This is a genomic window from Sphingomonas pollutisoli (assembly GCF_029167165.1).
GTDB lineage: Bacteria > Pseudomonadota > Alphaproteobacteria > Sphingomonadales > Sphingomonadaceae > Sphingomonas > Sphingomonas pollutisoli.
In genome coordinates this window covers 13,067-37,027 of the sequence record NZ_JARFNJ010000011.1, presented here as the reverse complement: position 1 = coordinate 37,027, position 23,961 = coordinate 13,067, and the positions used below count along the sequence as shown (strand labels likewise).

Sequence of the window (23,961 nt, the reverse complement as noted above, 5' to 3'; positions counted from 1 at the left end):
CCGCGAGGAGCGCGTCATCATTCGGCGCCTAATAGGTGGCAGTTTAATAGCCTGCCGGGATTAAGCGGCTTGATAACCACCGGGGAACGCTTGTTTTTCGGCTTGTTCGTCTGCGACTTCCGGATTTCGCTGTCGGTATCCATCTGAGAAGGATTCATCGTGGACATTAGCAAACTCAGCTCCGGACCCAACCCACCCTCGGACGTTCATGTTCTGATCGAAATTCCCCAAGGATCGACGCAGCCGGTCGAATATGACTTCGATCAAACATCCGGCCTCATGATCGTCGAGCGGTTTCTTCACACCGCGATGTTCTGCCCAGCCAATTACGGCTTTATTCCGCACACCCTCTCCCAAGAGGGCGGCCCTCTCGACACTCTCGTCATCAGTTGGTCTGCTGTTGTGCCGGGCTCGGTCATTCGATCGCGACCGATCGGCGCGCTCGTGTTGTCCGACGAACATGGCAAATACGAGAAAATCATCGCCGTCCCGGTTGATGCACTACACCCGTTCTATCCTAAGGCGAATAGCTGCGCATGGACTGCCCGCGACGACTGGTCCGGTTGCGTAGTTAGTTGATGCGGGCCTCCGATGCCAGCCTGGGCGGGAGGCGGAGCGTAGCGGAGCCGAGCGGCCAGGCTGGCATCTTGATCGTTTCCGGCGCCGGCGGGCGATACCCAAGGCTGCTGTGCGGCCGCGCCCGATTGTAATGATCGCGCCACCAGCCGGTGACGACGCGGACCTCCTCAAGACTGTAGAAGATCTCGCCGTTGAGCAGTTCATCGCGCAGGCGGGCGTTGAAGCTTTCGATGTAGCCATTCTCCCACGGGCTCCCCGGCTCAATATAGAGGGTGGTGACGCCGAGCCCGCCCAGCCATTCGCGCACGGCGGTGCCAACGAACTCGGGACCATTGTCGGACCTGATATGCTCAGGTGGTCCATGTTCGATGAACAGGTCGGTCAGCACGTCGATCACGTCGTTCGACCGGAACCGCCGGAGCGGTACCATCGCCAGGCATTCCCGGCTGAACTCGTCGATGATGTTGAGCATCCGGAACTTGCGACCGTTGTGCGTCTGATCCTCGACGAAGTCGTAGGACCACACGTGCCCGCGATGCTGCGGGCGCAGCCGGATGCACGAGCCGTCGCCCAGCCATAGCCGACGACGCTTCGGTTGCCGCTTGGAAACCTTGAGACCCTCCCGCCGCCAGATCCGCTCGACTACCGACAAGCTGACCCGCCAGCCGGCATGGCAAAGCAGCGCATGGATGCGGCGGTAGCCGTAACGACCATAATCCGTTGCCAACGCGACGATATCGGCTGTCAGGCGCTGTTCCTCGCCATCATCCTTCGGTGGATGACGCTGGGTCGAGCGGTGTTGACCCAGAACACGGCAGGTCCGTCGCTCCGATACCGGTATCGAACGACGGACCTGCTCGATCGCCTCACGACGACGGGAGGGGCTCAAAAAGTCAGCTTCGACGCCTCTTGCAGGATCGCCTTGTCAAGCGCGAGATCGGCCACCAGTTTCTTCAGCCGCGCATTCTCGCGCTCCAGATCCTTCATCCGTCGAGCCTGATCGACCTTCAGGCCACCATATTCCTTGCGCCACCGATACAGCGTCTGTTCCGCTATCCCGATCTGCCGGCAGGCCTCGACTGCAGTCGAGCCCCGCCCGACCAGCACCTCCACCTCACGCAGCTTCGCAATGATCTGCTCCGGCGTAAATCGCTGACGTCCCATATAATTCTCCAATTCTCATGCCCGACGGGCTCTCTTCAGAATTGGACCAGTTTTTCCAAGGCAGACCACGCAGACCTGCCGGAAACGCTTCGGGACCAGATCGCTCACTTCTTTCAGCACTATAAGGACCTCGAGAAGGGGAAGTGGGCGACGGTGAGTGAATGGGTCGGCCCTGACGAGGCAGCTAGCATCATCATGGAGGCCATCCGGCGATCGGAACACGCGAGAGATGGAGGGAAGTAAGGGCGGCATGAGCGGCACGCGCTTTCGTCGCCTCGCTCGCGGGCGCGTTTCGGGTCGAAAGTTACCCGCAAGATGGTCCGAACACTGCTTGATAGCGATCCGGGGCTCGTGACTCCCGCCCACGTTGATGTCCCGCTGGTGACTGTCTGGACAATTTACGGCCCATTGCCGCAGATACTTTTCTTCCTGCCAGTCGCGTTCATTCTGCTCGTGATCATCGCGGGATTTGAACCGCGCCGGGTTTGTCGGAGGCCCCAACTCCTGAGAGTAAGGGGCTATGACAAGCAAGACGACGAACAAGTTTTCACCTGAGGTCCGCGCCCGGGCGGTGCGGATGGTGCTGGAACACGAGAAGGACCATCCGTCGCGCTGGGCGGCGGTAGTGTCGATCGCAGCGAAGATTGGCTGTGCAGCGCAGACGCTGCACGAGTGGGTGAAGAAGGCGGAGATCGACAGTGGCGCCCGCGCCGGTGTGCCGAGCGATGTCGCGGCGCAGCTGAAGGCTCTGGAGCGCGAGAACCGCGAGTTGCGCCAGGCGAACGAGATTCTGCGCAAGGCGTCGGCATATTTTGCTCAGGCGGAGCTCGACCGCCCGTTCAAGCGATGATCGCGTTCATCGACGATCAGCGTGCTGTTCATGGGGTCGAGCCGATCTGCAGGGTTCTGCCGATCGCCCCATCAACCTACCATGCCCATGTCGCGCAGCGACGGGATCCACTGCGCCTTTCGGCGCGGGCGCGACGCGATGCTGCGCTCAGGATCGAGGTGCGGCGCGTGTTCGAAGCTAACTTCCGGGTCTATGGTGTCCGCAAGGTTTGGCGGCAGTTGCGGCGCGAGGGGTTCGATGTCGCCCGCTGCACGGTCGCGCGGCTGATGCGTACGATGGGGCTGGCGGGCGTGATCCGCGGCAAGCCGGTGCGTACTACGATCGGCGATCGATCAGCACCTTGTCCGCTCGATCGCGTCAACCGGCAGTTCCGCGCGCCGGCGCCGAACATGCTCTGGGTCTCGGACTTCACCTATGTCGCGACCTGGGCCGGGTTCGTCTACGTCGCCTTCGTCATCGATACGTTCGCCAGGCGGATCGTCGGATGGCGAGCGAGCCGAACCGCCCATGCTGGCTTCGTTCTCGACGCCCTTGAGCAGGCCCTTCACGATCGCCGACCGACGCGCAGCGGCGGTCTCATCCATCACTCCGATCGCGGCAGCCAATACGTCTCGATCAAATACAGTGAGCGGCTTGCCGAAGCCGGGATCGAGCCGTCGGTCGGCAGTGTCGGCGACAGCTATGACAACGCTTTGGCCGAGACGATCAACGGACTCTACAAGGCTGAGGTGATCCACCGGCGTGGCCCGTGGCGCAGCTTCGAAGCCGTCGAATACGCCACGCTCGAGTGGGTCGATTGGTTCAACCATCGCCGCTTGCTTGAGCCCATCGGCAACATCCCGCCCGCCGAAGCCGAAGAACAATATTATGCTGCCGCGGACAACATCGATATGGCAGCGTGACTCACATCCAATGGCCTCCGGCGAACCCGGCGCGGTTCAATTGACGTTCGAGGAGGGTAAGCGAGGGCCGATCGCACAACGGCTTCCGGCTGCTTTCATATTGGCGGCCGCGAGCATCGTAGCTGCCGCGAGCACCGACTGGATCCTCACCGGAGGTCGTCCGACACTTCCTCCAGAGTTTCTCGGCAAGGCGATCGCACTCGCTTTTCTACTGCTGTACGCCAGGGTGTTTTGGCGACGCACGCCCACGCGCGGGGTTCTTTGGGCGCTCCTCCTCATTCTTCCCGTCGGAGCATGGGGAATCTGGCAGTTGGTCGGATGATCGAACACGCCATGTTTCGCGTTTCACCGACGCCGCGCTTGCCGCGGCTGACCGGCTGATCTGGGGTCAGGTTAGGAATTCCCAATGTTCGGCCCGGGCTGAGAGAATGTATGGAGATATCTTGCCGGAAATGGCTCTCGAGCGTTAGGCCAGGTGCATGGGATCCCGAGTTCGATGAATCTTGCACGCATACCATTTCTCTCGCATTCTTGGCTACTCCGGGCGCTACTGTCCGCTGCCTTCGCGACGCTCGCCGTCATCTTCGCCAAGGTTGGGGTCGCGCAAGTCGGCTCGGATCGCGCGACGCTTCATCGCACCAGCGTAATCGCAATCGACTCCCTGGGCGAGCCTCTATCCGTGCGGGGTTGGGCCGGGATCGCCCTTATCGCCCCGTGCCTGGCCCTTGGTTGAAGCGGTGCCGAACCCCATGCCTCCGGTTGTCGAGCACGCGGACGGCTCGTCTTCCCGAATGCCGCGAGACACAATGAGCGTGTCGCGGCTGGCTTTTGTGAAACGCGAAGCAACGCTCATCGTCGCATTCATCATTGTCGCCGCCGCGCTGCTTGTGGTCATCCGGCTAGGCTCCGAAATCCGCGAGGACGGAACCTCGGATTTCGACCGTTGGCTCCTCCTGTCCTTGCGTCAGCCGCGCAATCTCGCCGTGCCGATCGGCCCCGCCTGGCTACAGCCCGTTCTTGTCGACATCACCGCCTTGGGAGGCGCCACTGCGCTCACGCTGCTGACCGTCTCGGTCGTTGGCTATTTGCTGGCAGCGAAAAAGTGGACCACCGCAGCGCTGATCGCAGCCGCGACGATCAGCGGAAGCCTGATCGGGCAGCTGCTGAAAGTCAGCTTTGCGCGTGCGCGACCGACCATCGTCCCCCATTTCGTCGAGATACATTCGTTGAGCTACCCGAGTGGACATGCCACGAACTCGGCCGTGGTGTTCCTGACGCTCGGGGTTCTGCTCGCTCGGGCTCAAACGGCGCGTGCGACCCGGATCTACGTCCTGGTGGCGGCGATGTTGTTCACAGCCCTGATTGGATGCTCGCGGGTCTATAACGGCGTCCATTGGCCCACTGACGTAATCGCGGGGTGGGTGATCGGCGGGAGCTGGGCTTTGCTATGGTGGGCGATCGCTCTTCGCGCGCAGCGAAGCCGCGTTGCCAGTTCATTGGACTAGAAAGAGATCGCTCTTGAGTTTTATGAAAGTACTCGCTCGGACGCGGCCGATCCCAGCCGTGATAGGCGCCTTGCTCCTGCTCGGGTGAACGCGGCGAGCTATTCCCTGGCCGGATGTCACACTCGTCGAGGAGGTCGCAGGTCATGGAGATGGGTCATCCGTGGCAAATGGCCGCGGGCGATGGACGTAGGGAGCGCCAAACGGCGGCGTCCATCGCCCCCAAGGCGGACGACGGGCAAACCCCAAATATCTTTAGATTTCGCCTCGCGCCTTGAACCATTTAAGCGCGGCTTGCGAACTCCCACTCACGATCTTCGCCCAGCGCAAGTCCCGGAGCGGCTTGTCCTGGGCGCCTAGCCACCAATATTCCTTCACGATCAGCAGGGACCAATTGGGCGCTGCGTCATGTTCCACCAGGATCGTCTCCATCGAGAAGGAATGGCTGGCGCCGCTGAAGCTGTGCCGTTCGCGGTTCCAGACCGTACCGGCAATCTTCCAGCTTGTTCGCTTCGCACTGCCATTCGGGTTCGCCGACGCAACGAGCAGATCGAAGACCCGGAAGAATGAACGATCGGCCAAGCTCCTCATATTCGTCGGCTGTCCTCGATTTCATCGGCGTCAGCGCACTTCAGGATCTCGTCTATCTCTATCCGAAGGCGAAGGTCGGCGGTCCGGGCGATCTGCTGGAGCAGCTTGAGCGCATCATAGCGCGCGATCGGCGGTCCATGGACAAGCGCGATCCCGCACGCGGCGGCGGATACGCGTTCATCAGGATCGTTCATGAAAGGCACGACCACAGGCCAGCCGCCAGGTGGAAGGCCTAGCGCGAGGAGCATTGCCAGAATGGCATGGCGATGACGGACGTTGGTCTCAAAGTGCCTGCTCTGGTCGGCTGCGAGCCGTTCCAATCGATCAAGGAGGCATCTGGAGGCGGGCAAGCCTAAACGCCGAAGTCCTTCCTCAGCGGCGTGGCGGCTGCCGTCGTCGCCAAGTGCGGTGACCAGTTCGGGAATGGCCGCCGCGCGTCCGAAGGCGGCGAGCGCATGGACGGTGCCGATGAGATGCGGCCTGGCAGCGACGATTGCGCGAAGGGTTTCGAATGCCGCTTCGAAACGGTTTTGAGCGAGCACTTCCGCGGCGCCGTTCATCACTGCCTCCTCGCCCGCACGCTCGACGGCGTCGGACAGCAATCGGGGATTCTGAAGAAATTCGAGAAGGATGTCGTTAGCGTGGATCGCACCGAGCGCCCGGGCTGCGAGAATGCGAGGCTGATAGATGCCGCTCGGCTCACGTTCGGTTAGGAGTGTCTCAAGCGGCACGCGCGCCGCATCCCCAAGCGCGACCACATCGCTCAACGCTTCCTCGCCATCATGGAGGCGGCGTAGTCGCGAGACTGTCGCTTCCGCGGACGAGCCATCGCCTGGATCATGTCGGGCACGAGGGGTTTCGGGGACTGGGCCCGTCTCGAGGTTCATGACCGTGCTCCCGCCGATCGGCGTCTTGGCAGGAGTCATCAGCCACGGCGGCATTTACAAAGGGGAACCCCATCCCTTGTTCCCATGATATAGAACAGGAAAGTCCGAAGGCCAACTCTGCGTTGGGAATTGGAGGCCGTGGCGCCGGGAACTGCCTTCGCCCTCCAGGGATTGTGAAATGGGCGATGGAGTCCGCCTGAACCAACCGCCCATTGGGCTGATGACTCCTGCCGCAAGTCGTAAACGGTAGGAGCCCGTAATGGACCCGCGCGTCGCGCGCCTTTTTCAAGACGAGACGTCGGAACTGCCGTCGGCGGGATCGACGGATTCACCCTTTGGTTCGATCCTCTTTAGCGACCGGAAGCGACATGAGAACGATGTTCCTGAGCCGGCTCATTTTCGGGATCTCTATCTGGACCAGATCGTGGCGAGCGCCACCAAAGGGCGAGAGGAATACCACCTCGTCCCCTTTTATCGCGAGGCGCTCGGCAGCCTCGACGATATCCAATACCGCCAGGCAGTCGTAGGTGATCTGCAACGTGACACGCTTCGAGAACAGTTGAACGCGTTCGCGGGCGCCATGCGGCGGATGCGCGAAGGACTGGGACGGGCGGAGAAGCATCGCCACCCGCTTCAGAAGCAGGCGCGTGTGCTGGAAGCCGCACGCAGTTATTGCGAGGGCGTTTCGCGGCTCAAGGCCGATCTCGACGCCGGTCCGCCAAGATCAACCGGTTTGCGGCACTGGCAGCGATTTCTCAGCGACTATGTGCAGTCCGCGGGATTTCAGGCGCTGGCGGGCGAGGCAGAAGATGTCTCGGCTGAGCTTGTCGCCATCCGGTACACGATCCTCATTCGCGGACTGGATGTGCGGATCGATCCCTTCGAGGGGCAGCCAGACTATGGAGCCATAATCGTCGACAGCTATGCACGCTTCGCTCAGGGGGACGAGGAGAGGTTCGGGTTTCATATTCCCGAAGAGCAGGAGCTGAACTTCATCGAGGGCCGCATTCTCAGCGAGGTGGCGCGTGCTTTCCCTAGCCCTTTCTCCGCGCTCGGCGAGTTCGCGTCCAGATATGGCGCGGGCTTCGGCGACGAGATTGTCGTTCGCTTCGATCGCGAGATTCAATTCTACCTCACCTATCTCGATCATATCGCGCCGCTGAAGAGCAGCGGCCTCAGCTTCTGTTTGCCCGATGTCGTCGCGGCGAAGGACGTCCATGCTGACGAGGCGTTCGATCTTGCGCTCGCGCAGAAGCTGCTTGGCGGCGAGGATGCGATCGTCACCAACAGCTTTTCCCTGGCGGGACGAGAGCGGATCATCGTCGTGTCCGGCCCCAATCAGGGCGGCAAGACCACCTTTGCGCGCCTATTCGGTCAGCTTCACCATCTTGCCTGCCTGGGACTTCCGGTCCCCGGCCGCGCGGCGCGGCTGCACCTGTTCGATCGAATCCTGACGCATTTCGAGCATCCCGAGGTGGCGAACAGCGCCAACGGCAAGCTCCAGGACGAGCTTGTTCGCATGCAGGCGGTCCTGAGCAGCGCAAGCGGCGAGAGCATCATCATCATGAACGAACTCTTCGCCTCGACGACATTTCGCGATGCCAAGCTGCTCAGCGAGCGGATCACCGAACGTCTCGTCACACTCGACCTGCTATGCATATGGGTGAGCTTCATCGACGGTTTGAGCGAGATGAGTGATACCATGATCAGCATGGTCAGCGGGGTCGATCCGGACGATCCAGCGCGAAGAACCTATCGGCTGGACCGCCGGCCGGCCGATGGCCTTGCTTATGCCCGGGCGATCGCCGGCAAATATGGCCTGACCCGCGTGCAAATTGCGGAACGGCTCAGGAAATGAAGGCCTATCTTCTTTTTCCCGACCGGGAAAGCGACTGGCGCTGGGTGTCGCGCTCGATGGAGTTGCACGAACTGACGCGTAGCGGCCGCCGCGCCCATGGGCTGGAAGATTTTCGCCCCGATGCGGCGCTGCCGTGGAATGCCGACGCGCTGATCCAGGACCTGGGACTCAATTCCCTGTTCTCAATGATGGCAGACGGCGCTGACGACATCTTCGTGGCGGTACGCCGGGAACTGTTAACGGGCGTCGCGAACGACCTCGAGGTTGTCCGCTACCGGCAAGCCATGCTGGCGGATGTGCTTGCCAATCCTCGGACCGTTCGAGCCCTGCACAGCCTGGCGACCGAAGGCATCGATCTCCATAGACATCATTTCCTTGGGACCTTGTCGCGGGATTATCCCGACACGGTGCTGCGATGGGCGATCGACCTATTGCGCGACACGCTCGCCACGATCGCGAAACTACGCAGTCTGGCCGGGGACGCGACCGCCCAATTCCAAGCGCCCGGCTGGCTCCGCTTCTTCTCGATGATCGAGACCGATCTCAATCGAGACTATGTCGCGCAGCTGGCGCAACAGCTCGATGAGCTTCGCCTGCGTGACGGCTTGACGATGAGCGCATCGCTCAAAGGCGGCAATGTCCCCGGCGAGTATCGGCTTCATCAGTCGCCGGTCTGGCACCAGACCTGGTTGCAGCGGCTTCTGCGCCGCTGGTTCCCGTCCTTATTCCGCGAGGAGCTGGGCCCGTTCGGGTTCTCTCTCGCGCCGAGCGATGAATCGGGCAATCGAGCGCTTCGGGAGTTTGCCAACCGTGGCGTGGCGATCGCGGCGGAGGCGCTCGGCAACGCCGCAGGCAGCCTCAAGGACTTCTTCGAGATGCTGAGAGCCGAAACGGCCTTTTACGTCGGTTGCCTGACGCTCCACGAAGCGCTGAACGCGGCGGACCTTCCGACGTGCATGCCAGATATGGCGTTGCCGGCGCCATCGCTGGACTGCGATGGGCTTTATGAGCCGTTGCTCGGACTCCATCTCGACGGGAAAGTCGTCCCGAGCGATGTGCATGCTCGAGGCCGGTCGCTCGTCGTCATCACCGGTGCCAATCAGGGCGGAAAGTCTACGCTGCTCCGCTCGATCGGCGTTGCCCAACTCATGGCGCAATGCGGGATGTACGTTCCTGCGCGCCGCTTTGCCGCCAGCCTCTGTGGCGACGTGCTGACGCACTACAAGCGGGAGGAAGATGCCGGACTTGTCAGCGGAAAGTTCGACGAGGAGCTGGCGCGCGTGAGCGATATCGTCGACCATTTTCGTGCCGGTGCGCTGATGCTGCTGAACGAGTCGTTCGCCTCCACGACCGAGCGGGAGGGCTCGGATATCGCCGACGACATCGTGGAGTCATTGTGCGCGGGTGGCGCCCGGGTCGTCTTCGTCACCCACCTTTATGAATATGCCCATCGGGCGGCGGAGCGGCACGATGAAGCATCGCTCTTTCTGCGCGCCGACCGTGACGATCAGGGTCGGCGATCATTCCGCATCCTCGAAGGCGAGCCGCTCAGGACCAGTTTCGGTGAAGATCTGTATCGTAAGATCTTTGAAGGTTCGACGACAGCTATCGATACGGCATAGAACCACGTATGAAGAAACCGGTCGGCAAAGAGAGCGCCGGATTTCTTGTCGACTGGTTTTCGACCGGCTCGGTCGATCCTTGCGCGACATCGATGAACACGGCGATTGCGGCTCATGGACGCTTCTCACCCCCCAGGCGAAAATGCCGACTCATGCGATCGTCGCGGCCGTCCCCAACAGCGCAGCTCGCCGATCCCGCGCTGCGATCTGCTGCGCCGCCGCCTCCGCCGCGCCGCTCCGCACCTCCCGCGCCTGACGGGCCAATCCCATGATCGACCGTCCCGCATCCTCTAATTGACGGTCCAGTTCGCGGTCGAATCCACGCAAGATGTCCTCCGCCTGCTGGCGGAGTGTCCATCGCAGGTTTTCCGTATTCTGCGTCGTGATGCGCTCGACCTCCTGAAGAAGCCGCCGTCGGCGGCGCGCGTCGCGCCAAGCCGAGGGAAGAAGCCCATCGGTCAAGCCGGTAGGCAAAGGATTCATCGTTTCTGCTTGACGCTCGATCCAGGCGAGTTCGCGCGGCGCCTTCAGTTCGATCGTCACGGCGGGAACGACGAAGCGAACGTCGAGCGCGTCGATCGCGATCTGGCGCATCCGCTCGAGAGTCGGCAGAATCCGGTCGCGGGCACGCTCGGCCGCGGCGTCCAAGCGGATGCGGACGACTTGGGTCAGCTCGCGATAAGCGTCTTCGAAGAAACGGGTGCTCGCCGCCGCGATCACCGTGAATGCGCGTCGGTCGTGCGAACTGTCGATTGTGGGATCAAGAATCTGTCGGAGATGGTTCTGCGCACGCTGCCGGATCCCGGCCGCCTCTTCATCGATGAAGTTGCGGAGGCGCTGCCGTTCGCCGGCCATCAGATCGCCGGCCACACGCTGCTGCTCCATGATCTTGTCAACACCCTCACGGATAGCGGCGAGCTTCTCATCGAGAGCCTCGACGGGAAGTTTCATGGCCGCGCGGGCGATGTCGTTCTGGAACGCCAGCTCGGACAAATCCGCCTTGGTCTTGAGGATGGCGGCCTGGGCGAGAAGCCAGCTTCGCTCTTGCCACAGCGATTGGATGCGGCTCCTGAGTTCGACGATTCCGAAGACCGGCGTTCCGCGAGCTGCGACGGCCGACAGCGGCTCCTCGATTCCGCTCTTTGAAAGGATCGCCATGACATAGTCGCCGATTGTCTGGCGCTCCGCCGATGTCACGAGATCCGACTTGTTCAGGACCGGGATGATCCGTGCAGCATGTTGTTTGATCAGCGCGAGATATGCGATCTCCGCTTCGGTTATCGGGGGATCGGGTGACAGAACCATGATGGCGGCGTCACACTCCGGCAGAGCCGCCAATGCAGCATTGCTGTTGTGGCGTTCGGTCGAGCCAATTCCCGGTGTATCGATCACCACCAGGCCGTCGGAAAGCAAGGGAACAGGCAAGCTCAGCCGGACAGCGGCAACGTGCTGCCGGTTATGGGGATTGCCTGTTTCTGTTACGAATTCGGCGACCTTCTCGCGCAGCTCATCGATAGAGCCAGGGGCGTGACGTTCTGTGGGCCTATCGGTGAAATCGACCTCGAGCCTTGCTTGATCCCCATAAGCGATCGACGTCGGAATCGCCGTCAGCGGAACAACGCCGGTCGGAAGGGCGTCGACTCCAAGGATCGCGTTCAACAGCGTGGACTTTCCGCGCTTGAACTGGCCGACAATGGCGAGCTGGAAACGTCCTGCTTCGACGCGCTTCGAAAGTCTCTCGATCCGTGAAGCCACGGTCACCTCGGTATCGGCCAACTCGGGTTGGTCGACAGTTAACTGGTCGAGAAGGCGAAGCAATCGCGCCAAGGTGTCGGGGTGATGAGCGACCTCGATCATAACGGCCGGCCCTTTTGCCGGCTCCGGCAACTGCGCTTCGACGGTTTCAGAAAATGTTCAGACGGCCTGATCAGCTTCTCTGCTCCGCTTCAAGGATCGACATGGCTCCTGTCCTGGACCGCTTGCCCAGCAGATATTCCTGCACCCAGGGATGCTGACAGTGCTCAAGCTCGCGAACGGGCGCGACGGCGACAATATGTTTGTCAGCGAGCGCGGCGACACGGTCGCAGATCGCATAAAGGGTGTCGATGTCATGAGTGACCAGAACGACGGTCAGACCCAGGCCATGGGCCAAGTCATGGATCAGCCGGTCAATTTGCCCTGCCATGATCGGATCGAGACCCGAGGTCGGCTCGTCGAGTAACAGCAGTTCCGGATCAATCGCAATCGCGCGCGCCACGCCCGCCCGTTTTTGCATGCCGCCCGACAACTCGCTTGGATATTTGAACAGAGCATCGTCCGGAAGGCCGGCCTGGCGCACTTTGAGCGCGGCGATCTGATCCAGTAGCTCCTGCGGCAGGCGCGCATTTTCGCGGAGCGGCACCTGGACATTTTCGCAGACTGTAAGCGTCGAGAAGAGCGCGTTTGCTTGGAAAAGGACTCCCCAACGCCGTTTCACGTTCGCGACGGCCGTCTCGTCATCGGAATAAATGTCCGTTCCGAATACGTGGATCGTTCCTGCCGCAGGGCGCAGCAGTCCGATGATGGATTTGAGGAGCACCGATTTGCCCGATCCTGAGCCGCCGACCAACCCAAGGATCTCGCCGCGATTTACGGTGAGATCGAGCTGATCGTGAATGAGCTGATCTCCGATCACTGTTTGGAGACCCTCGATTACTAACGGCGACGGCCGCGACGCGGCATCGTCCTTTCCCGTCACAGTTTTGGGTGCGTGACCTGACCAGCGGATGGGTGAAATGCTTGTAGGCAGTCGTCCAGGCACAATTCCTCCTTGGTGCGTAATCGCAAAAAGGTAGGAATCATCAGCCTTGCAGGCGGTTCGGCTCTCGGGCCAGGCAGGAATCCATTGCCGCGCACCATCCTATGGCGAGCTTTTTGGCCGCGCAAGCAAGCATTGCCGGGCCCGTTTTACGACTGTTGACGCGACGCGAAGAACAAGTCACGACAGTAGCGTGGCTGGCCCAAATCTGCCATCCGGTGTGATGCAGGTCGCCGTGCCGGCAAGGGGATGGAGTCCCCCATACTCGCCGAAAGGCTGATGACTCCTACCGTGCCGAGCGCGGTGGGAGTGTGTCCTCGCCGCATCTCGACGTCCTCGACACACAAGGCGCCCGCCAATCTCGGGCGTGAGAGGATACAGTGATGTTGCGGAGGTTGCCAAGACGAGGGCACCATGGATCGCCGGTCGCGGGCGGTGCTCGAAGCAGGGCCATGATCAACGAGGCCGCGGGCATGCGCTTGAGGTTTCTGTGTGCCCGGCCGCCCGCAGGGAGGTTGGATGCCTAGCGGAGCGAGGGAAAGTCTCGGAACGAACGCGGACAAGCTGCGGGCGGCCCTTGAGCTAGGGTGCCGGCTTCAGTTTAACTTTTCGGGTTTTTTCCTGATCATCGGGGTCATGGTCCGGTCCGCCAGTGTCGCGGGCCTCGCGATCGTGGTCTATAATTGTGCATCGATCGAAGCTCTTCTTGCCGGCAGCCTTTTCCTGGGCCGTCCGACGAGGCGCAAATTGGCCTCCTTCTATTGCGCCGGACTGGGGTTACCGGTGGTGGTGGTCGTCTGGTGCCTCATCGAGCAGATGAGCCACCCCATCGTACCCAAATGGGATTGGATCGCCTCGTCCGCTGCCTGTGCGATGGGCGTGAATATCTACGAAGCGTGGTCGCTCGCAAGGTTCCGACGCGAAGGGTCGAGGCTTGTCGAGGCGATGGCGCCCGTGGTTAGGTCCACGCTACCCTATAGCGTCGCAGTGTTGGTTGCAGGCTTCGTCACGCTGGGCACGCACAGCGTCTGGGTGGACGTTGCGATCGGCGTGGCGATCATCGCCGGGCATATCGAGGCTGTTCCTCTGCTCCGGCGGCTGGGAGCGTTCGACGTCGCTGCAAGCGGACATGGCGGTTCGGCTGCCTATCAGCTGCTCCTCTCCTATCCCCGTCTGGGCGTGCTAACTTCATCGGCGTGGCAAGAAGCGGTCGAGAGCGTGCGGAGGCGAAGTTTCTTTCGTGCTCTGCGCTAGCGCCGAACGTGGCGTCCATGGTGCGGCGAGTGGCGGTTGTCCGCTTTTCCCCTCTTGAGGGCGCCACTCAGCTCTCATCGCGGTCGCTGGCGAATGTGTCGATCGGGGCTATGCCAGGTCTGCTTCGCCGCGCCCGAGTCCGCGACTACCGCGACCTTGTGGCGATCAGGAGCTTCATGACGGCCGACCTGCATCGTTTCGCCGATGTGACCGAGCGAGAGCTTATCCATATGATGAAGGGGAGGATCGCGCTTCGTCACCGCGGACAAGCGCCGAACAGCAAGCAACATGCCGACCGGCTGCTCGAATCAATTAGGGCCGACCCTGCCATGATGTCAAACCCCACATGAGGTCGCATCGGAGGACCGCCAGATGAACCATGCCGACCGCCATGCGCGTCCCGGAAGTGATTGCTGCGCCAGCCAGGCCAAGCCCGACGATGAGGCGAAGGACCCGGTCTGCGGCATAACCGTTGACCCCGAGACCACGCCGCATCATGCGGCGCATGACGGCCAAGACTATCATTTCTGCAGCGCGGACTGCCAAGCCAAGTTCGTCGCGAACCCGCAAGCCTATCCGGACGATCGCCGCCCGGAGCCCGCGGCCAGCCCGGGCGCGATCTGGACCTGCCCGATGCACCCGCAGATTCGCCGCGACGGTCCGGGGACCTGCCCGATCTGCGGCATGGCGCTCGAACCCGAGGAGCCCTCGCTCGACGACGCGCCCGATGCCGAGCTTGTCGATTTCACGCGGCGCCTATGGGTTTCGGGCGTGCTCACGCTGCCGCTGCTCGCCGTCTCCATGGGCGCCGAGATGATCGGCATCCACATCGTCGATCCGATGCTGTCGCCCTGGATCCAGCTCGTGCTGACCGCGCCGATCGTATTATGGGGCGGGCTGCCCTTTTTCGAACGGGGCTGGGCGTCGCTCAGGAGCCGCCACTACAATATGTTCACGCTGATCACGATCGGGGTCGGCGCAGCATTCCTCTACAGCCTGGTGGCGACGCTCGCTCCGGGCTTGTTCCCGCCAAGCTTCCGCGAGCACGGCGCGATGATGCCGATCTATTACGAGGCGGCCGGGGTCGTGGTGACGCTGGTGCTGCTGGGACAAGTGCTCGAGCTTCGCGCCCGCGCCGCGACCGGCCGGGCAATCCGAGCGCTGCTCGGCCTCGCGCCGAAGACCGCGCATCGGCTCGATGCCGACGGCATTGAACGCGAAGTCACGCTGGCCGATATCACCGTCGGCGACCGGCTGCGCGTGCGGCCGGGCGAAGCGATCCCGGTTGACGGGGTGGTGATCGAGGGCCGCTCGCCGGTCGACGAATCGATGCTCACCGGCGAGTCCGCGCCGGTGGTCAAGGAGGCGGAGGCTGCGGTTACCGGCGGCACGGTCAATGGCACCGGCAGCCTGGTGATCGAAGCCCGGGCGATCGGATCGGACACCGTGCTCGCGCGGATCGTCAAGATGGTCGGCCAGGCGCAGCGCAGCCGCGCGCCGATCCAGGCGGTGGCGGATCGTGTCTCGGGCTGGTTTGTGCCGCTGGTCGTTCTGATCGCGTTCGCGGCATTCGTGACTTGGAACCTGGTCGGCCCCGAACCGCGTTTCGGTCACGCGCTGTTGAATGCGATCGCGGTGCTAGTTATCGCCTGCCCGTGCGCGCTAGGACTCGCCACACCGATGTCGATCATGGTCGGTGCCGGACGCGGCGCGCGTGCCGGCGTACTGGTCAAGAACGCCGAAACGCTCCAGACGCTCGACAAGGTCGATACGCTGGTCATCGACAAGACCGGCACGCTGACAGAGGGTAAGCCCAAGCTCATCGCCGTCGAACGAGACGGCGGTTTCAGCAAGGATGCTCTGCTCGCTGCCGCAGCGGCTGTCGAAAGCCGTTCTGAGCACCCGCTGGCGTATGCCGTTGTGACAGCGGCCGAGGCGGCCGGCCTCAAGCTCTCGCCGGCGGAGGATTTCGAATCTCAGACCGGCCTCGGGATCAGCGGCCGGGTCGTGGGGCGCGCGGTCGTCGTCGGCAATGCTGCGCAGATGCGGCGGATCGGAGTCGACCCCAGCCCGCTCGATGCTCCTGCAGAGCGTCACCGCAGCGAAGGCGCCGGCGTCATGCTGGTGGCGATCGACGGGCGTCTGGCAGGGCTGCTCGCCGTCGCCGATCCGCTCAAACAATCGGCGCGCGACGCGATCGCGCAACTGCGCAAAGACGGGCTGCGCATCGTGATGCTGACGGGCGACAGCCTTGAGACGGCGGAAGCGATCAGGCGCCAGATCGGCGGGATCGACGAGGTGCATGCCGATCTCAAGCCCGAGGACAAAGCGCGGATCATCGGCGAGCTCAAGGCCAAGGGAGCGACCGTTGCGATGGCCGGCGACGGCATCAACGACGCGCCCGCACTCGCCGCCGCGGACGTCGGCGTGGCGATGGGAACGGGCGTCGATATCGCGATCGAAAGCGCGGGCATGACGCTGACCAAGGGCGACCTCGCGGCGATGGTGCGTGCGCGCCGGCTCGCGCGCGCGACGATGGGCAATATTCGCCAGAATTTGTTCTTCTCGTTCCTGTTCAACGGCATCGGCGTGCCGGTAGCGGCTGGCGTGCTCTATCCGGTCGCGGGCGTATTGATGTCGCCGATGTTCGCGGGCGCCGCGATGGCGCTGTCGAGCTTCACCGTCGTCTTGAACGCGCTCAGGCTCAATGACGTGAAGCTCTGAACATCGGCCAAGCGTCGGAAGCGAGCGGTGTCTCGCAGCGGATGATCCGCCACTTGAGAACATTGGCTTGATCCTGCACGACACCGCGGCGCGACGGCGGCCGTCGCGGCTATTCGGCCGCCGATCTCCACCGGCTGCGTTTCATCGCCAACGCGCGCGATCTGGGCTTTCCGATCGAGGAATCCGTATCCTGCTCGACCTGTGGAATGACCGGAGCCGAGCGAGCGCCGAAGTGAAGGCGCTGGCCGAGGAGCTCCAGTGCAAGGCCAAGGCCTTAGAAGCAATGCGACGCACGCTCGTAGATCTAGCCGAACGCTGCCATGGCGACGCGCGGTCCGACTACCCAATCATAGAAAGGCTGGCGCGAGATGGCTGATTCCTGCCTCAGTAGCCTTCTTGGCAACCGCAACGAATTGACTCCCGTAGAAGGGAGGAGCATTTTCACGCCGTGCTGAAGCTACTGCGCCATCTCTTATGTATTGGCATCCTGTTCGGCCTCGCCGGAAACGGGATGGCGGTCGCGGCGCCGTGCCTGCTGATGACGCAGGATCAGATCGCTTCCAATGCCTCCATGCCGGACTGCAAGATGGTGACAGGCTGCATGGACTGCGCTTCCAAAGCCGGTAAGACCGACAAGGGCTCCAAGCCCGGCTGCATGGCGATGGCCGCGTGCAGCGCTGTGCTCGGCGTCAAAGATTCGGCCGCGCCGTCAACGGCCCAACTGGCACCGATAGCCGGAGCGTTCTGGCCGACGTTGGTCACCCTCACCGGCCATGACACCGGACCTGAACCGGAACCACCCACCTTCCTTGGCTGACCTTCGCGCGCGGGCGCGTGTCTTCCGCGGCCGTTAACGGCTGCCGGAGTGCTGAATCGCCCGCGCTGAAAATATCTTTCAGCTCGAGGAATTGAATCATGAAGACGATCAACCTGTCGGCCGCGGCGATCGCGGTCGCGCTTTCCACCTTCGCAATCACAGCCCCTGCTTTCGCGCAGGACGCGCCGACGGCCAGTGCCCGGGGCCATTACGAATGGCGCCAGTCGCCAAACTATGGCCCACGTGCGCCATTTACGGCACCCCGCCGAGTCTGGGTGTCCGATGCCACGCAGGTGGCAAGCTGCGACTGCGACATGATGAAGATGAGCACCACCGGCGCTGCTGATTGCATGAAGCGGATGCACAGCATGGCACCGCCTTCGTCAGCCTCGTCGGTCGGCTAGGTACAGGTTCTGGCCGCTTCAGGTCGCATAGACGGCTAGGCCAGCAGTGGCGGCGGGATGCCCCCCATTCCGCCGCCACTGATGTGCCCGTCATAGTGCGCGATGCCGGCCTGATCTCGCGATCAGGAGATTTCCATGCGATTGTTTCTATGTCTGCCGCTGCTCGCGATGCTTCCCGGCATTGCGTCCGCCGGGCCGCTCACCTTCGAAGCTGCGCTCCAGCGTGCCCGGCAGGAAGCGCCTTCTCTCAAGGCCAAGGCGCTCGGCGCAGATGCAGCGCGTTCGGCACGCAGCGCCGCCGGCGCGCTGCCCGATCCGACGCTCGGCGTGAGCGTCGAAAGCTTCCCGATCTCGGGACCGCTCGCGTTCGAGCCGCAGCGTGACGATTTCACCATGGCGCGGGTCGGCGTCAGCCAAGACATTCCCAATCTCGCCAGGCGCCATGCCCAGCAGGCGCGTGCCGATAGCGACATCAAGGCGGCGGAAGCTGATACGGCGGTCGAGGCCCGCACCGTCGAGGTCGGCACTGCACTTGCCTGGATCAATCTGGCCTATGCCGAGCGCAGGCTTGCCGCGCTCGACGACGTACTGTCCCGGCTCGAGCGCGTGGTAGGGACCACGACCAGCGCGGTCGCTTCGGGCAATGCGCGGCCAGCGCAGACCCTCGCAGGGCGGCAGGCAGTCGCGGCACTGCAGGATCGCCGCAGCGAACTGGTTTCGAACGTCGCGCGTGCGCGTGCGACATTGACTCGCTGGACAGGCGATCCGGCGCCTGAGATTGCCGGGCCGATCCCCGATTTTGCGGTCGATGCAATCGCGCTGCGAGCGGGCCTGGATCGTCAACCCACGATCCGGATGATCGATGCCCAATCCGGCCAGGCGGATGCCGATGTCCGAATGGCCAATGCCGGCCGGCGCTCCGACTTCGGCGTCAACCTGGCCTACCAGCGCCGCGATCCCCGCTTCGGCGACTATGTCTCCGCAGGCGTGACCCTCAGCCTGCCCTTCTTCACCCGCAATCGTCAGAACGCCCAGATCGCCGAGGCTCAGGCCAATGCCGGGCGGGTGCTGGCCCAGCGCGAAGCCGCCCGGCGCGCGCTTGTCGCCGATCTCGATGCCGATCTCGCCGACCATGTCATGCATCATGAGCAATGGATGCGCGCGCGGGATACGCTGCAGCCGCTCGCTGATCAGCGCGTCAAATTGGAAACAGCCAGCTACGCCGCAGGACGCGCCAGCCTCGTCGATATCGCCGACGCTTATGCCGCCCTCGCCGATGCCACCCTCACTACCCTCGACCGCGAAGCCTTGGTCGCCGCCGATGGCGCAAGGCTGACCCTCACCTATCGGAGCGACGACCAATGACTGAAGCCGCCTCCACGATCCGCCCCCGCCTCGCGGCCACGGGTCTTGTCATTGCCCTGGTCGCCGGAGCTGGCGGCTACGGGATCGCGCGCTGGACAAGCCATCCGTCAGACGCACCATCAGCCGCCCAGGGTGCCGATGCCGGCCGCAAGCCGCTCTACTGGTACGATCCGATGGTGCCGCAAGAGCATTACAATAATCCGGATGCGCTTTCGTCGATGGGGATGAAGACCATCCCCAAATATGCCGATGAAGGCGGTGGCGATGCGCCGGGCGTCCGCATCGATCCTGCGACATCGCAGACGTTGGGACTCCGCACGGTGGCAGTCCGGCGCGGAGAACTGGCGAGCAGCCTGACCGCCACCGGCACGATCGATTTCAACCAGCGCGATGTCGCAATCGTCCAGGCTCGTGCAGGGGGATTTGTCCAGCGAGTCTATGCCCGGGCACCCGGCGACCTGATCGGCGCGGGCGCACCGCTCGCCGAATTACTCGTTCCCGAATGGGGTGGCGCGCAGACCGAGTTTCTGGCGGTTCGCCATGCCGGCAACGCGGCGCTGACCCAAGCGGCACGTCAGCGACTCATGCTGCTCGGCATGTCGCCCGGCACGATCGCTGCGGTCGAGCGAACGGGACGGCCGCATAACGTCGTCACGATCTCCACGCCGACCGGGGGCGTGATCAAGACGTTGGACGTGCGCGCCGGCATGACCATGACGGCGGGACAGACGCTCGCGGAGATCAACGGCCTCGGCACCGTCTGGCTCAATGCCGCCGTGCCCGAAGCGATCGCTGGCCCGCTCAAACCCGGACAAAGTGTGCAGGCTACGCTTGCCGCTTTCCCTGGCGAAACCTTGTCGGGCCGTGTCTCGGCGATCCTGCCCACGACTCAGGTCGACAGCCGGACGCTCACGGTCCGGATCGAGCTTCCCAATCGCGGCCGGGGTTTGCGGCCCGGCATGTTCGCGACCGTGTCGTTCGGCGGCAGTACGCAACCGGCATTGCTGGTGCCGTCCGAGGCGCTGATCCGCACCGGCAAGCGGACGTTGGTGATGCTCGCGCTCGACAAGGGCCGCTATCGCCCCGCCGAGGTACAAACCGGGCGCGAATCCGGTGACGATACCGAGATATTGGCGGGCCTCAGCCAAGGTGAAAAGATCGTCGCCTCGGGCCAGTTCCTGATCGACTCCGAGGCAAGTTTGTCCGGTGTCGAAGCGCGGCCGATCGGAGCTGCCACGCCAACCGCGGCCGCGAAGCCCGCAGCTACGGGCGCACTTTACGAGACCGTCGGCAAGATCGAACAGATCACCGCCACTTCGGTGACGCTCAGCCATGAACCGGTGCCCGCCATCGGCTGGCCCGCGATGACGATGACCTTCCAGCTTCCCGACCCGAAGATCGCGCGGGGCCTGAAGACGGGCGATCGCGTCCGCTTCGGCTTCGACCAGCCATCGGCCGGACCGACGATCCGGCGTATGGCGAAGGCAGCGGGCCAATGATCGCCCATCTCATCCGCTGGTCGGTCAGGAACCGCTTCTTCGTCCTGATCGGCGTACTGGCGCTCATCGGCGTGGGCGTATGGGCGGTGCGCTCGACCGCGATCGATGCGCTGCCCGATCTCTCCGACACCCAGGTCATCATCCGCACCAGCTACCCCGGCCAGGCGCCGCAGATCGTCGAGAACCAGGTCACTTATCCGCTCACCACCACCATGCTGTCGGTGCCCGGCGCCAAGACGGTGCGCGGCTATTCCTTCTTCGGCGACAGCTTCGTCTATGTGATCTTCGAGGACGGCACCGACCTCTACTGGGCGCGCAGCCGCGTGCTCGAGTATCTCAACCAGGTGCAAGGCCGCTTGCCAGCGAGCGCGCGTAGCGCGCTCGGTCCCGATGCGACGGGCGTCGGCTGGGTCTATGAATATGCCCTTGTCGATAAGACCGGCCGGCACGATCTTGCCCAGCTTCGCGGGTTTCAGGACTGGTTTCTACGCTACGAGTTGAAGACCGTCCCCGGCGTCGCCGAGGTCGCCAGCATCGGCGGCATGGTCAAGCAGTATCAGGTGCTGCTCGATCCGGTGAAGCTCGCGGCCTACGGCGTCACCCATGCGCAGGCGGTCGATGCCATCCAGAAAGCGAACCAGGAAGCCGGCGGCTCGGTGCTGGAGATGGCCGAGGCCGAATATATGGTCCGCGCCTCGGGCTATCTGAAGACGCTCGACGACTTCCGGGCGATCCCGCTGAAGACGGCGGCCGGTGGCGTGCCCGTGCGTCTGGGCGACGTCGCCACGATCCAGATCGGCCCCGAGATGCGGCGCGGCATCGCCGAGCTGAACGGCGAGGGCGAAGTCGCTGGTGGTGTTGTGATCCTGCGCTCGGGGAAGAATGCGCGGGAAACGATTGCGGCAGTCAAGGACAAGCTCGCCGATCTCAAGAAGAGCCTGCCGCCGGGCGTCGAGGTCGTCACGGTCTATGACCGTTCGCAACTCATCGATCGCGCGGTCGAGAATCTCACCCACAAGCTGATCGAGGAGTTCATCGTCGTAGCCTTAGTCTGCGGCCTGTTCCTCTGGCACGTCCGCTCGGCGCTGGTCGCGATCCTGACCTTACCCTTGGGCGTACTGGCGGCATTCGTCGTGATGCGGTTCCAGGGGGTCAATGCGAACATCATGTCGCTCGGCGGCATCGCCATCGCCATCGGTGCGATGGTCGATGCGGCGGTCGTCATGATCGAAAATGCCCACAAGAAGATCGAGCGCTGGGAGCAGGATCACCCGGACAAGCATCTCGAGGGCGAAATACGCTGGATCGTCATCACCGAAGCAGCCGCCGAGGTCGGCCCGGCCCTGTTCTTCAGCCTGCTGATCATCACGCTCTCCTTCATTCCGGTATTCACACTCGAAGGACAGGAGGGCCGGTTATTTGCACCGCTCGCCTTCACCAAGACCTATGCGATGGCGTCGGCGGCGATTCTGTCGGTGACCTTGGTGCCGGTACTGATGGGTTTGCTGATCCGGGGGAAAATCCCGCCCGAGCAGTCGAACCCGGTCAATCGCTGGCTGACCAATATCTATCGGCCCGCGCTCGACTGGACGATGCAGCGACCGAAGACGGTGCTGCTGATCGCCGCGCTCGCCTTTACCACCACGGCCTGGCCGCTTACACGCCTCGGCGGTGAGTTCATGCCCAATATGGATGAAGGCGATCTGCTCTATATGCCTTCGGCATTGCCGGGACTATCGGCGGCGAAAGCCTCTGAGCTGCTCCAGCAGACCGACCGGCTGATCAAGACCGTGCCCGAGGTCGAGAGCGTGTTCGGCAAGGCCGGCCGCGCCGAGACCGCCACCGATCCGGCACCGCTCGAGATGTTCGAGACGACGATCCAGTTCAAGCCACGCGATCAGTGGAGGCCGGGGATGACGCCGGAGAAGCTGGTCGACGAGCTTGACCGCACCGTGAAGCTGCCCGGCCTCGCCAACGTCTGGGTGCCTCCGATCAGGAACCGGATCGACATGCTGGCGACCGGCATCAAGAGCCCGATCGGGGTCAAGGTGTCGGGTTCCGATCTCGTCCAGCTCGATCGCATCGCCCATGACATCGAAACCGTGGCGAAGACCGTGCCCAGCGTGAGTTCGGCGCTCGCCGAACGGCTGACCGGCGGACGTTATGTCGATGTCGATATCGACCGCGCCTCGGCGGCGCGGTTCGGACTCAACATTGCCGACGTGCAATCGCTCGTCTCGGGCGCGATCGGCGGGGAAACGATCGGGGAGACGGTCGAAGGTCTTGCCCGCTATCCGATCAGTGTCCGCTATCCGCGCGAGTTGCGCGACAGCCTCGAAGGTTTGCGCACCTTGCCGGTCCTGACCCCGTCGGGCCAGCAGATCACGCTCGGTACGGTAGCGAAGGTTTCGATCGCCGAGGGGCCGCCGATGCTCAAGACCGAGAATGCCCGGCCTTCTACCTGGGTCTATGTCGATGTGCGTGGGCGCGATCTCGCCTCGGTGGTCGGCGACCTGCAACGCGCGGTGGCGAAGGAGGTGAAGCTCTCGCCGGGCGTCAGCATCGCCTATTCCGGCCAGTTCGAATATCTCGAACGCGCCGTCGCCAAGCTGAAGCTGGTCGTGCCGGCGACGCTGCTGATCATCTTCGTGCTGCTCTTCATGATCTTCGGCCGGTTCGACGAAGCCGCGCTCATCATGGGCACTTTGCCGTTCGCGCTTACCGGCGGGATCTGGACGCTCTACCTGCTCGGCTTCAATCAGTCAGTCGCCACGGGCGTCGGATTCATCGCGCTCGCCGGCGTGTCCGCCGAGTTCGGCGTGGTGATGCTGATCTATCTCAAGAACGCGCTTGAAGAGCGCGAGAGCCATCCGGATGCCGCCGAGGTCGAAGCGGCGGTGCGCGAAGGTGCGCTGCTACGCGTCCGGCCCAAGGCGATGACGGTCGCGGTGATCCTCGCAGGCCTGCTGCCGATCCTGCTCGGATCGGGCGCCGGCTCGGAGGTGATGAGCCGGATCGCCGCGCCGATGATCGGCGGCATGCTCACCGCGCCATTGCTTTCCATGTTCGTCCTGCCTGCCGCCTATCTGCTGCTGCGCAGACCGAAGACCAAGCCCACCCATCAACCCGTTTAACCTGCAAGGAGA

The 23,961-nt window shown here is 63.3% G+C and carries 20 protein-coding genes, 1 pseudogene, 4 riboswitches and 1 other annotated feature; of the genes and pseudogenes, 15 read left to right on the top strand and 6 right to left on the bottom strand.

Going from position 1 to position 23,961, the window contains the following annotated elements; all coding sequences use genetic code 11:
* Window positions 1-159: 159 nt before the first annotated feature.
* The gene (locus tag PX554_RS20565; protein WP_275504354.1) at window positions 160-579 is read left to right on the top strand and encodes an inorganic diphosphatase; all 420 of its coding nucleotides are present in this window, start codon (window positions 160-162) and stop codon (window positions 577-579) included.
* Here PX554_RS20565 and PX554_RS20560 read toward each other — a convergent pair.
* A protein-coding gene (locus tag PX554_RS20560; RefSeq protein ID WP_275504353.1) for an IS3 family transposase occupies window positions 572-1,743 on the bottom strand; the annotation gives its coding sequence in 2 pieces (ribosomal slippage) (window positions 572-1,476 and window positions 1,476-1,743; 1,173 coding nt in all). The genes PX554_RS20565 and PX554_RS20560 overlap by 8 nt on opposite strands.
* On the opposite strand from PX554_RS20560, the gene PX554_RS26715 reads away from it, so the two are divergent.
* The 3 genes from PX554_RS26715 to PX554_RS20550 all read left to right on the top strand — a co-directional run bounded on the left by PX554_RS26715 (window position 1,624) and on the right by PX554_RS20550 (window position 5,000).
* On the top strand, window positions 1,624-1,986 hold the full coding sequence (locus tag PX554_RS26715) for an inorganic diphosphatase (RefSeq protein ID WP_420833477.1): 363 nt from the start codon (window positions 1,624-1,626) through the stop codon (window positions 1,984-1,986). The two genes, PX554_RS20560 and PX554_RS26715, sit on opposite strands and share 120 nt — an antisense overlap.
* Before the next feature lie 277 nt (window positions 1,987-2,263).
* Window positions 2,264-3,495, top strand: a protein-coding gene (locus PX554_RS20555) for an IS3 family transposase (RefSeq protein ID WP_420833474.1) whose coding sequence is annotated in 2 segments (ribosomal slippage) — window positions 2,264-2,561 and window positions 2,561-3,495 — 1,233 coding nt in all. Because the reading frame shifts where the segments join, the coding sequence is not laid out codon by codon here.
* Window positions 2,548-2,664, top strand: a sequence feature (AL1L pseudoknot). Its footprint overlaps the gene before it by 117 nt.
* Before the next feature lie 806 nt (window positions 3,496-4,301).
* Window positions 4,302-5,000 carry a phosphatase PAP2 family protein gene (locus tag PX554_RS20550; protein WP_275504351.1) on the top strand — a complete coding sequence of 233 codons (699 nt, stop codon included), beginning with the start codon at window positions 4,302-4,304 and terminating at the stop codon, window positions 4,998-5,000.
* A 252-nt stretch (window positions 5,001-5,252) separates the two neighbouring features.
* On the opposite strand, the gene PX554_RS20545 is transcribed toward PX554_RS20550, so the two are convergent.
* The 3 genes from PX554_RS20545 to PX554_RS20535 form a co-directional block, all read right to left on the bottom strand.
* Complete coding sequence (locus tag PX554_RS20545) at window positions 5,253-5,579, bottom strand: hypothetical protein (RefSeq protein ID WP_275504350.1); 327 nt, start codon at window positions 5,577-5,579, stop codon at window positions 5,253-5,255.
* 5 nt (window positions 5,580-5,584) lie between these two features.
* Window positions 5,585-6,355, bottom strand: coding sequence for a hypothetical protein (locus PX554_RS20540; protein ID WP_275504349.1), 771 nt, complete (start codon window positions 6,353-6,355; stop codon window positions 5,585-5,587).
* 142 nt (window positions 6,356-6,497) lie between these two features.
* A riboswitch (Fluoride riboswitch) is annotated at window positions 6,498-6,561 on the bottom strand.
* Window positions 6,562-6,647: 86 nt separating this feature from the next.
* A riboswitch (Fluoride riboswitch) is annotated at window positions 6,648-6,712 on the top strand.
* Between the two features lie 91 nt (window positions 6,713-6,803).
* On the bottom strand, window positions 6,804-7,013 hold the full coding sequence (locus PX554_RS20535; RefSeq protein ID WP_275504348.1) for a hypothetical protein: 210 nt from the start codon (window positions 7,011-7,013) through the stop codon (window positions 6,804-6,806).
* 21 nt (window positions 7,014-7,034) lie between these two features.
* On the opposite strand from PX554_RS20535, the gene PX554_RS20530 reads away from it, so the two are divergent.
* Both PX554_RS20530 and PX554_RS20525 read left to right on the top strand, forming a co-directional pair.
* A complete protein-coding gene (locus PX554_RS20530; protein ID WP_275504347.1) occupies window positions 7,035-8,333 on the top strand; it encodes a MutS-related protein in 1,299 nt (432 codons plus the stop codon).
* Complete coding sequence (locus tag PX554_RS20525; protein WP_275504346.1) at window positions 8,330-9,955, top strand: MutS-related protein; 1,626 nt, start codon at window positions 8,330-8,332, stop codon at window positions 9,953-9,955. Before PX554_RS20530 ends, PX554_RS20525 begins: the two co-directional genes overlap by 4 nt.
* A gap of 150 nt (window positions 9,956-10,105) precedes the next feature.
* On the opposite strand, the gene PX554_RS20520 is transcribed toward PX554_RS20525, so the two are convergent.
* Together PX554_RS20520 and PX554_RS20515 are read right to left on the bottom strand one after the other, a co-directional pair.
* Window positions 10,106-11,812: a dynamin family protein gene (locus PX554_RS20520; protein ID WP_275504345.1), complete on the bottom strand. Its 1,707-nt coding sequence runs from the start codon at window positions 11,810-11,812 to the stop codon at window positions 10,106-10,108.
* A 70-nt stretch (window positions 11,813-11,882) separates the two neighbouring features.
* Window positions 11,883-12,629 carry an ABC transporter ATP-binding protein gene (locus tag PX554_RS20515; protein ID WP_275504344.1) on the bottom strand — a complete coding sequence of 249 codons (747 nt, stop codon included), beginning with the start codon at window positions 12,627-12,629 and terminating at the stop codon, window positions 11,883-11,885.
* A gap of 150 nt (window positions 12,630-12,779) precedes the next feature.
* A riboswitch (Fluoride riboswitch) is annotated at window positions 12,780-12,853 on the bottom strand.
* Between the two features lie 135 nt (window positions 12,854-12,988).
* A riboswitch (Fluoride riboswitch) is annotated at window positions 12,989-13,048 on the top strand.
* A 223-nt stretch (window positions 13,049-13,271) separates the two neighbouring features.
* On the opposite strand from PX554_RS20515, the gene PX554_RS20510 reads away from it, so the two are divergent.
* The 9 genes and pseudogenes from PX554_RS20510 (at window position 13,272) to PX554_RS20470 (ending at window position 23,949) form a co-directional block, all read left to right on the top strand.
* Complete coding sequence (locus PX554_RS20510) at window positions 13,272-14,006, top strand: hypothetical protein (RefSeq protein WP_275504343.1); 735 nt, start codon at window positions 13,272-13,274, stop codon at window positions 14,004-14,006.
* Between the two features lie 176 nt (window positions 14,007-14,182).
* Window positions 14,183-14,356, top strand: coding sequence for a hypothetical protein (locus PX554_RS20505; protein WP_275504342.1), 174 nt, complete (start codon window positions 14,183-14,185; stop codon window positions 14,354-14,356).
* Window positions 14,357-14,378: 22 nt separating this feature from the next.
* A complete protein-coding gene (locus PX554_RS20500) occupies window positions 14,379-16,730 on the top strand; it encodes a heavy metal translocating P-type ATPase (RefSeq protein WP_420833473.1) in 2,352 nt (783 codons plus the stop codon).
* Window positions 16,727-17,106, top strand: a pseudogene (locus PX554_RS20495) (MerR family transcriptional regulator). The gene PX554_RS20500 and the pseudogene PX554_RS20495 overlap by 4 nt, the downstream one beginning before the upstream one ends.
* A gap of 72 nt (window positions 17,107-17,178) precedes the next feature.
* The gene (locus PX554_RS20490; protein ID WP_275504341.1) at window positions 17,179-17,547 is read left to right on the top strand and encodes a hypothetical protein; all 369 of its coding nucleotides are present in this window, start codon (window positions 17,179-17,181) and stop codon (window positions 17,545-17,547) included.
* Window positions 17,548-17,645: 98 nt separating this feature from the next.
* A complete protein-coding gene (locus PX554_RS20485; RefSeq protein ID WP_275504340.1) occupies window positions 17,646-17,951 on the top strand; it encodes a hypothetical protein in 306 nt (101 codons plus the stop codon).
* A gap of 135 nt (window positions 17,952-18,086) precedes the next feature.
* A complete protein-coding gene (locus PX554_RS20480) occupies window positions 18,087-19,316 on the top strand; it encodes a TolC family protein (RefSeq protein ID WP_275504339.1) in 1,230 nt (409 codons plus the stop codon).
* Window positions 19,313-20,815 carry an efflux RND transporter periplasmic adaptor subunit gene (locus PX554_RS20475; protein WP_275504338.1) on the top strand — a complete coding sequence of 501 codons (1,503 nt, stop codon included), beginning with the start codon at window positions 19,313-19,315 and terminating at the stop codon, window positions 20,813-20,815. Before PX554_RS20480 ends, PX554_RS20475 begins: the two co-directional genes overlap by 4 nt.
* Window positions 20,812-23,949: an efflux RND transporter permease subunit gene (locus PX554_RS20470; protein ID WP_275504337.1), complete on the top strand. Its 3,138-nt coding sequence runs from the start codon at window positions 20,812-20,814 to the stop codon at window positions 23,947-23,949. Before PX554_RS20475 ends, PX554_RS20470 begins: the two co-directional genes overlap by 4 nt.
* Window positions 23,950-23,961: the final 12 nt, after the last annotated feature.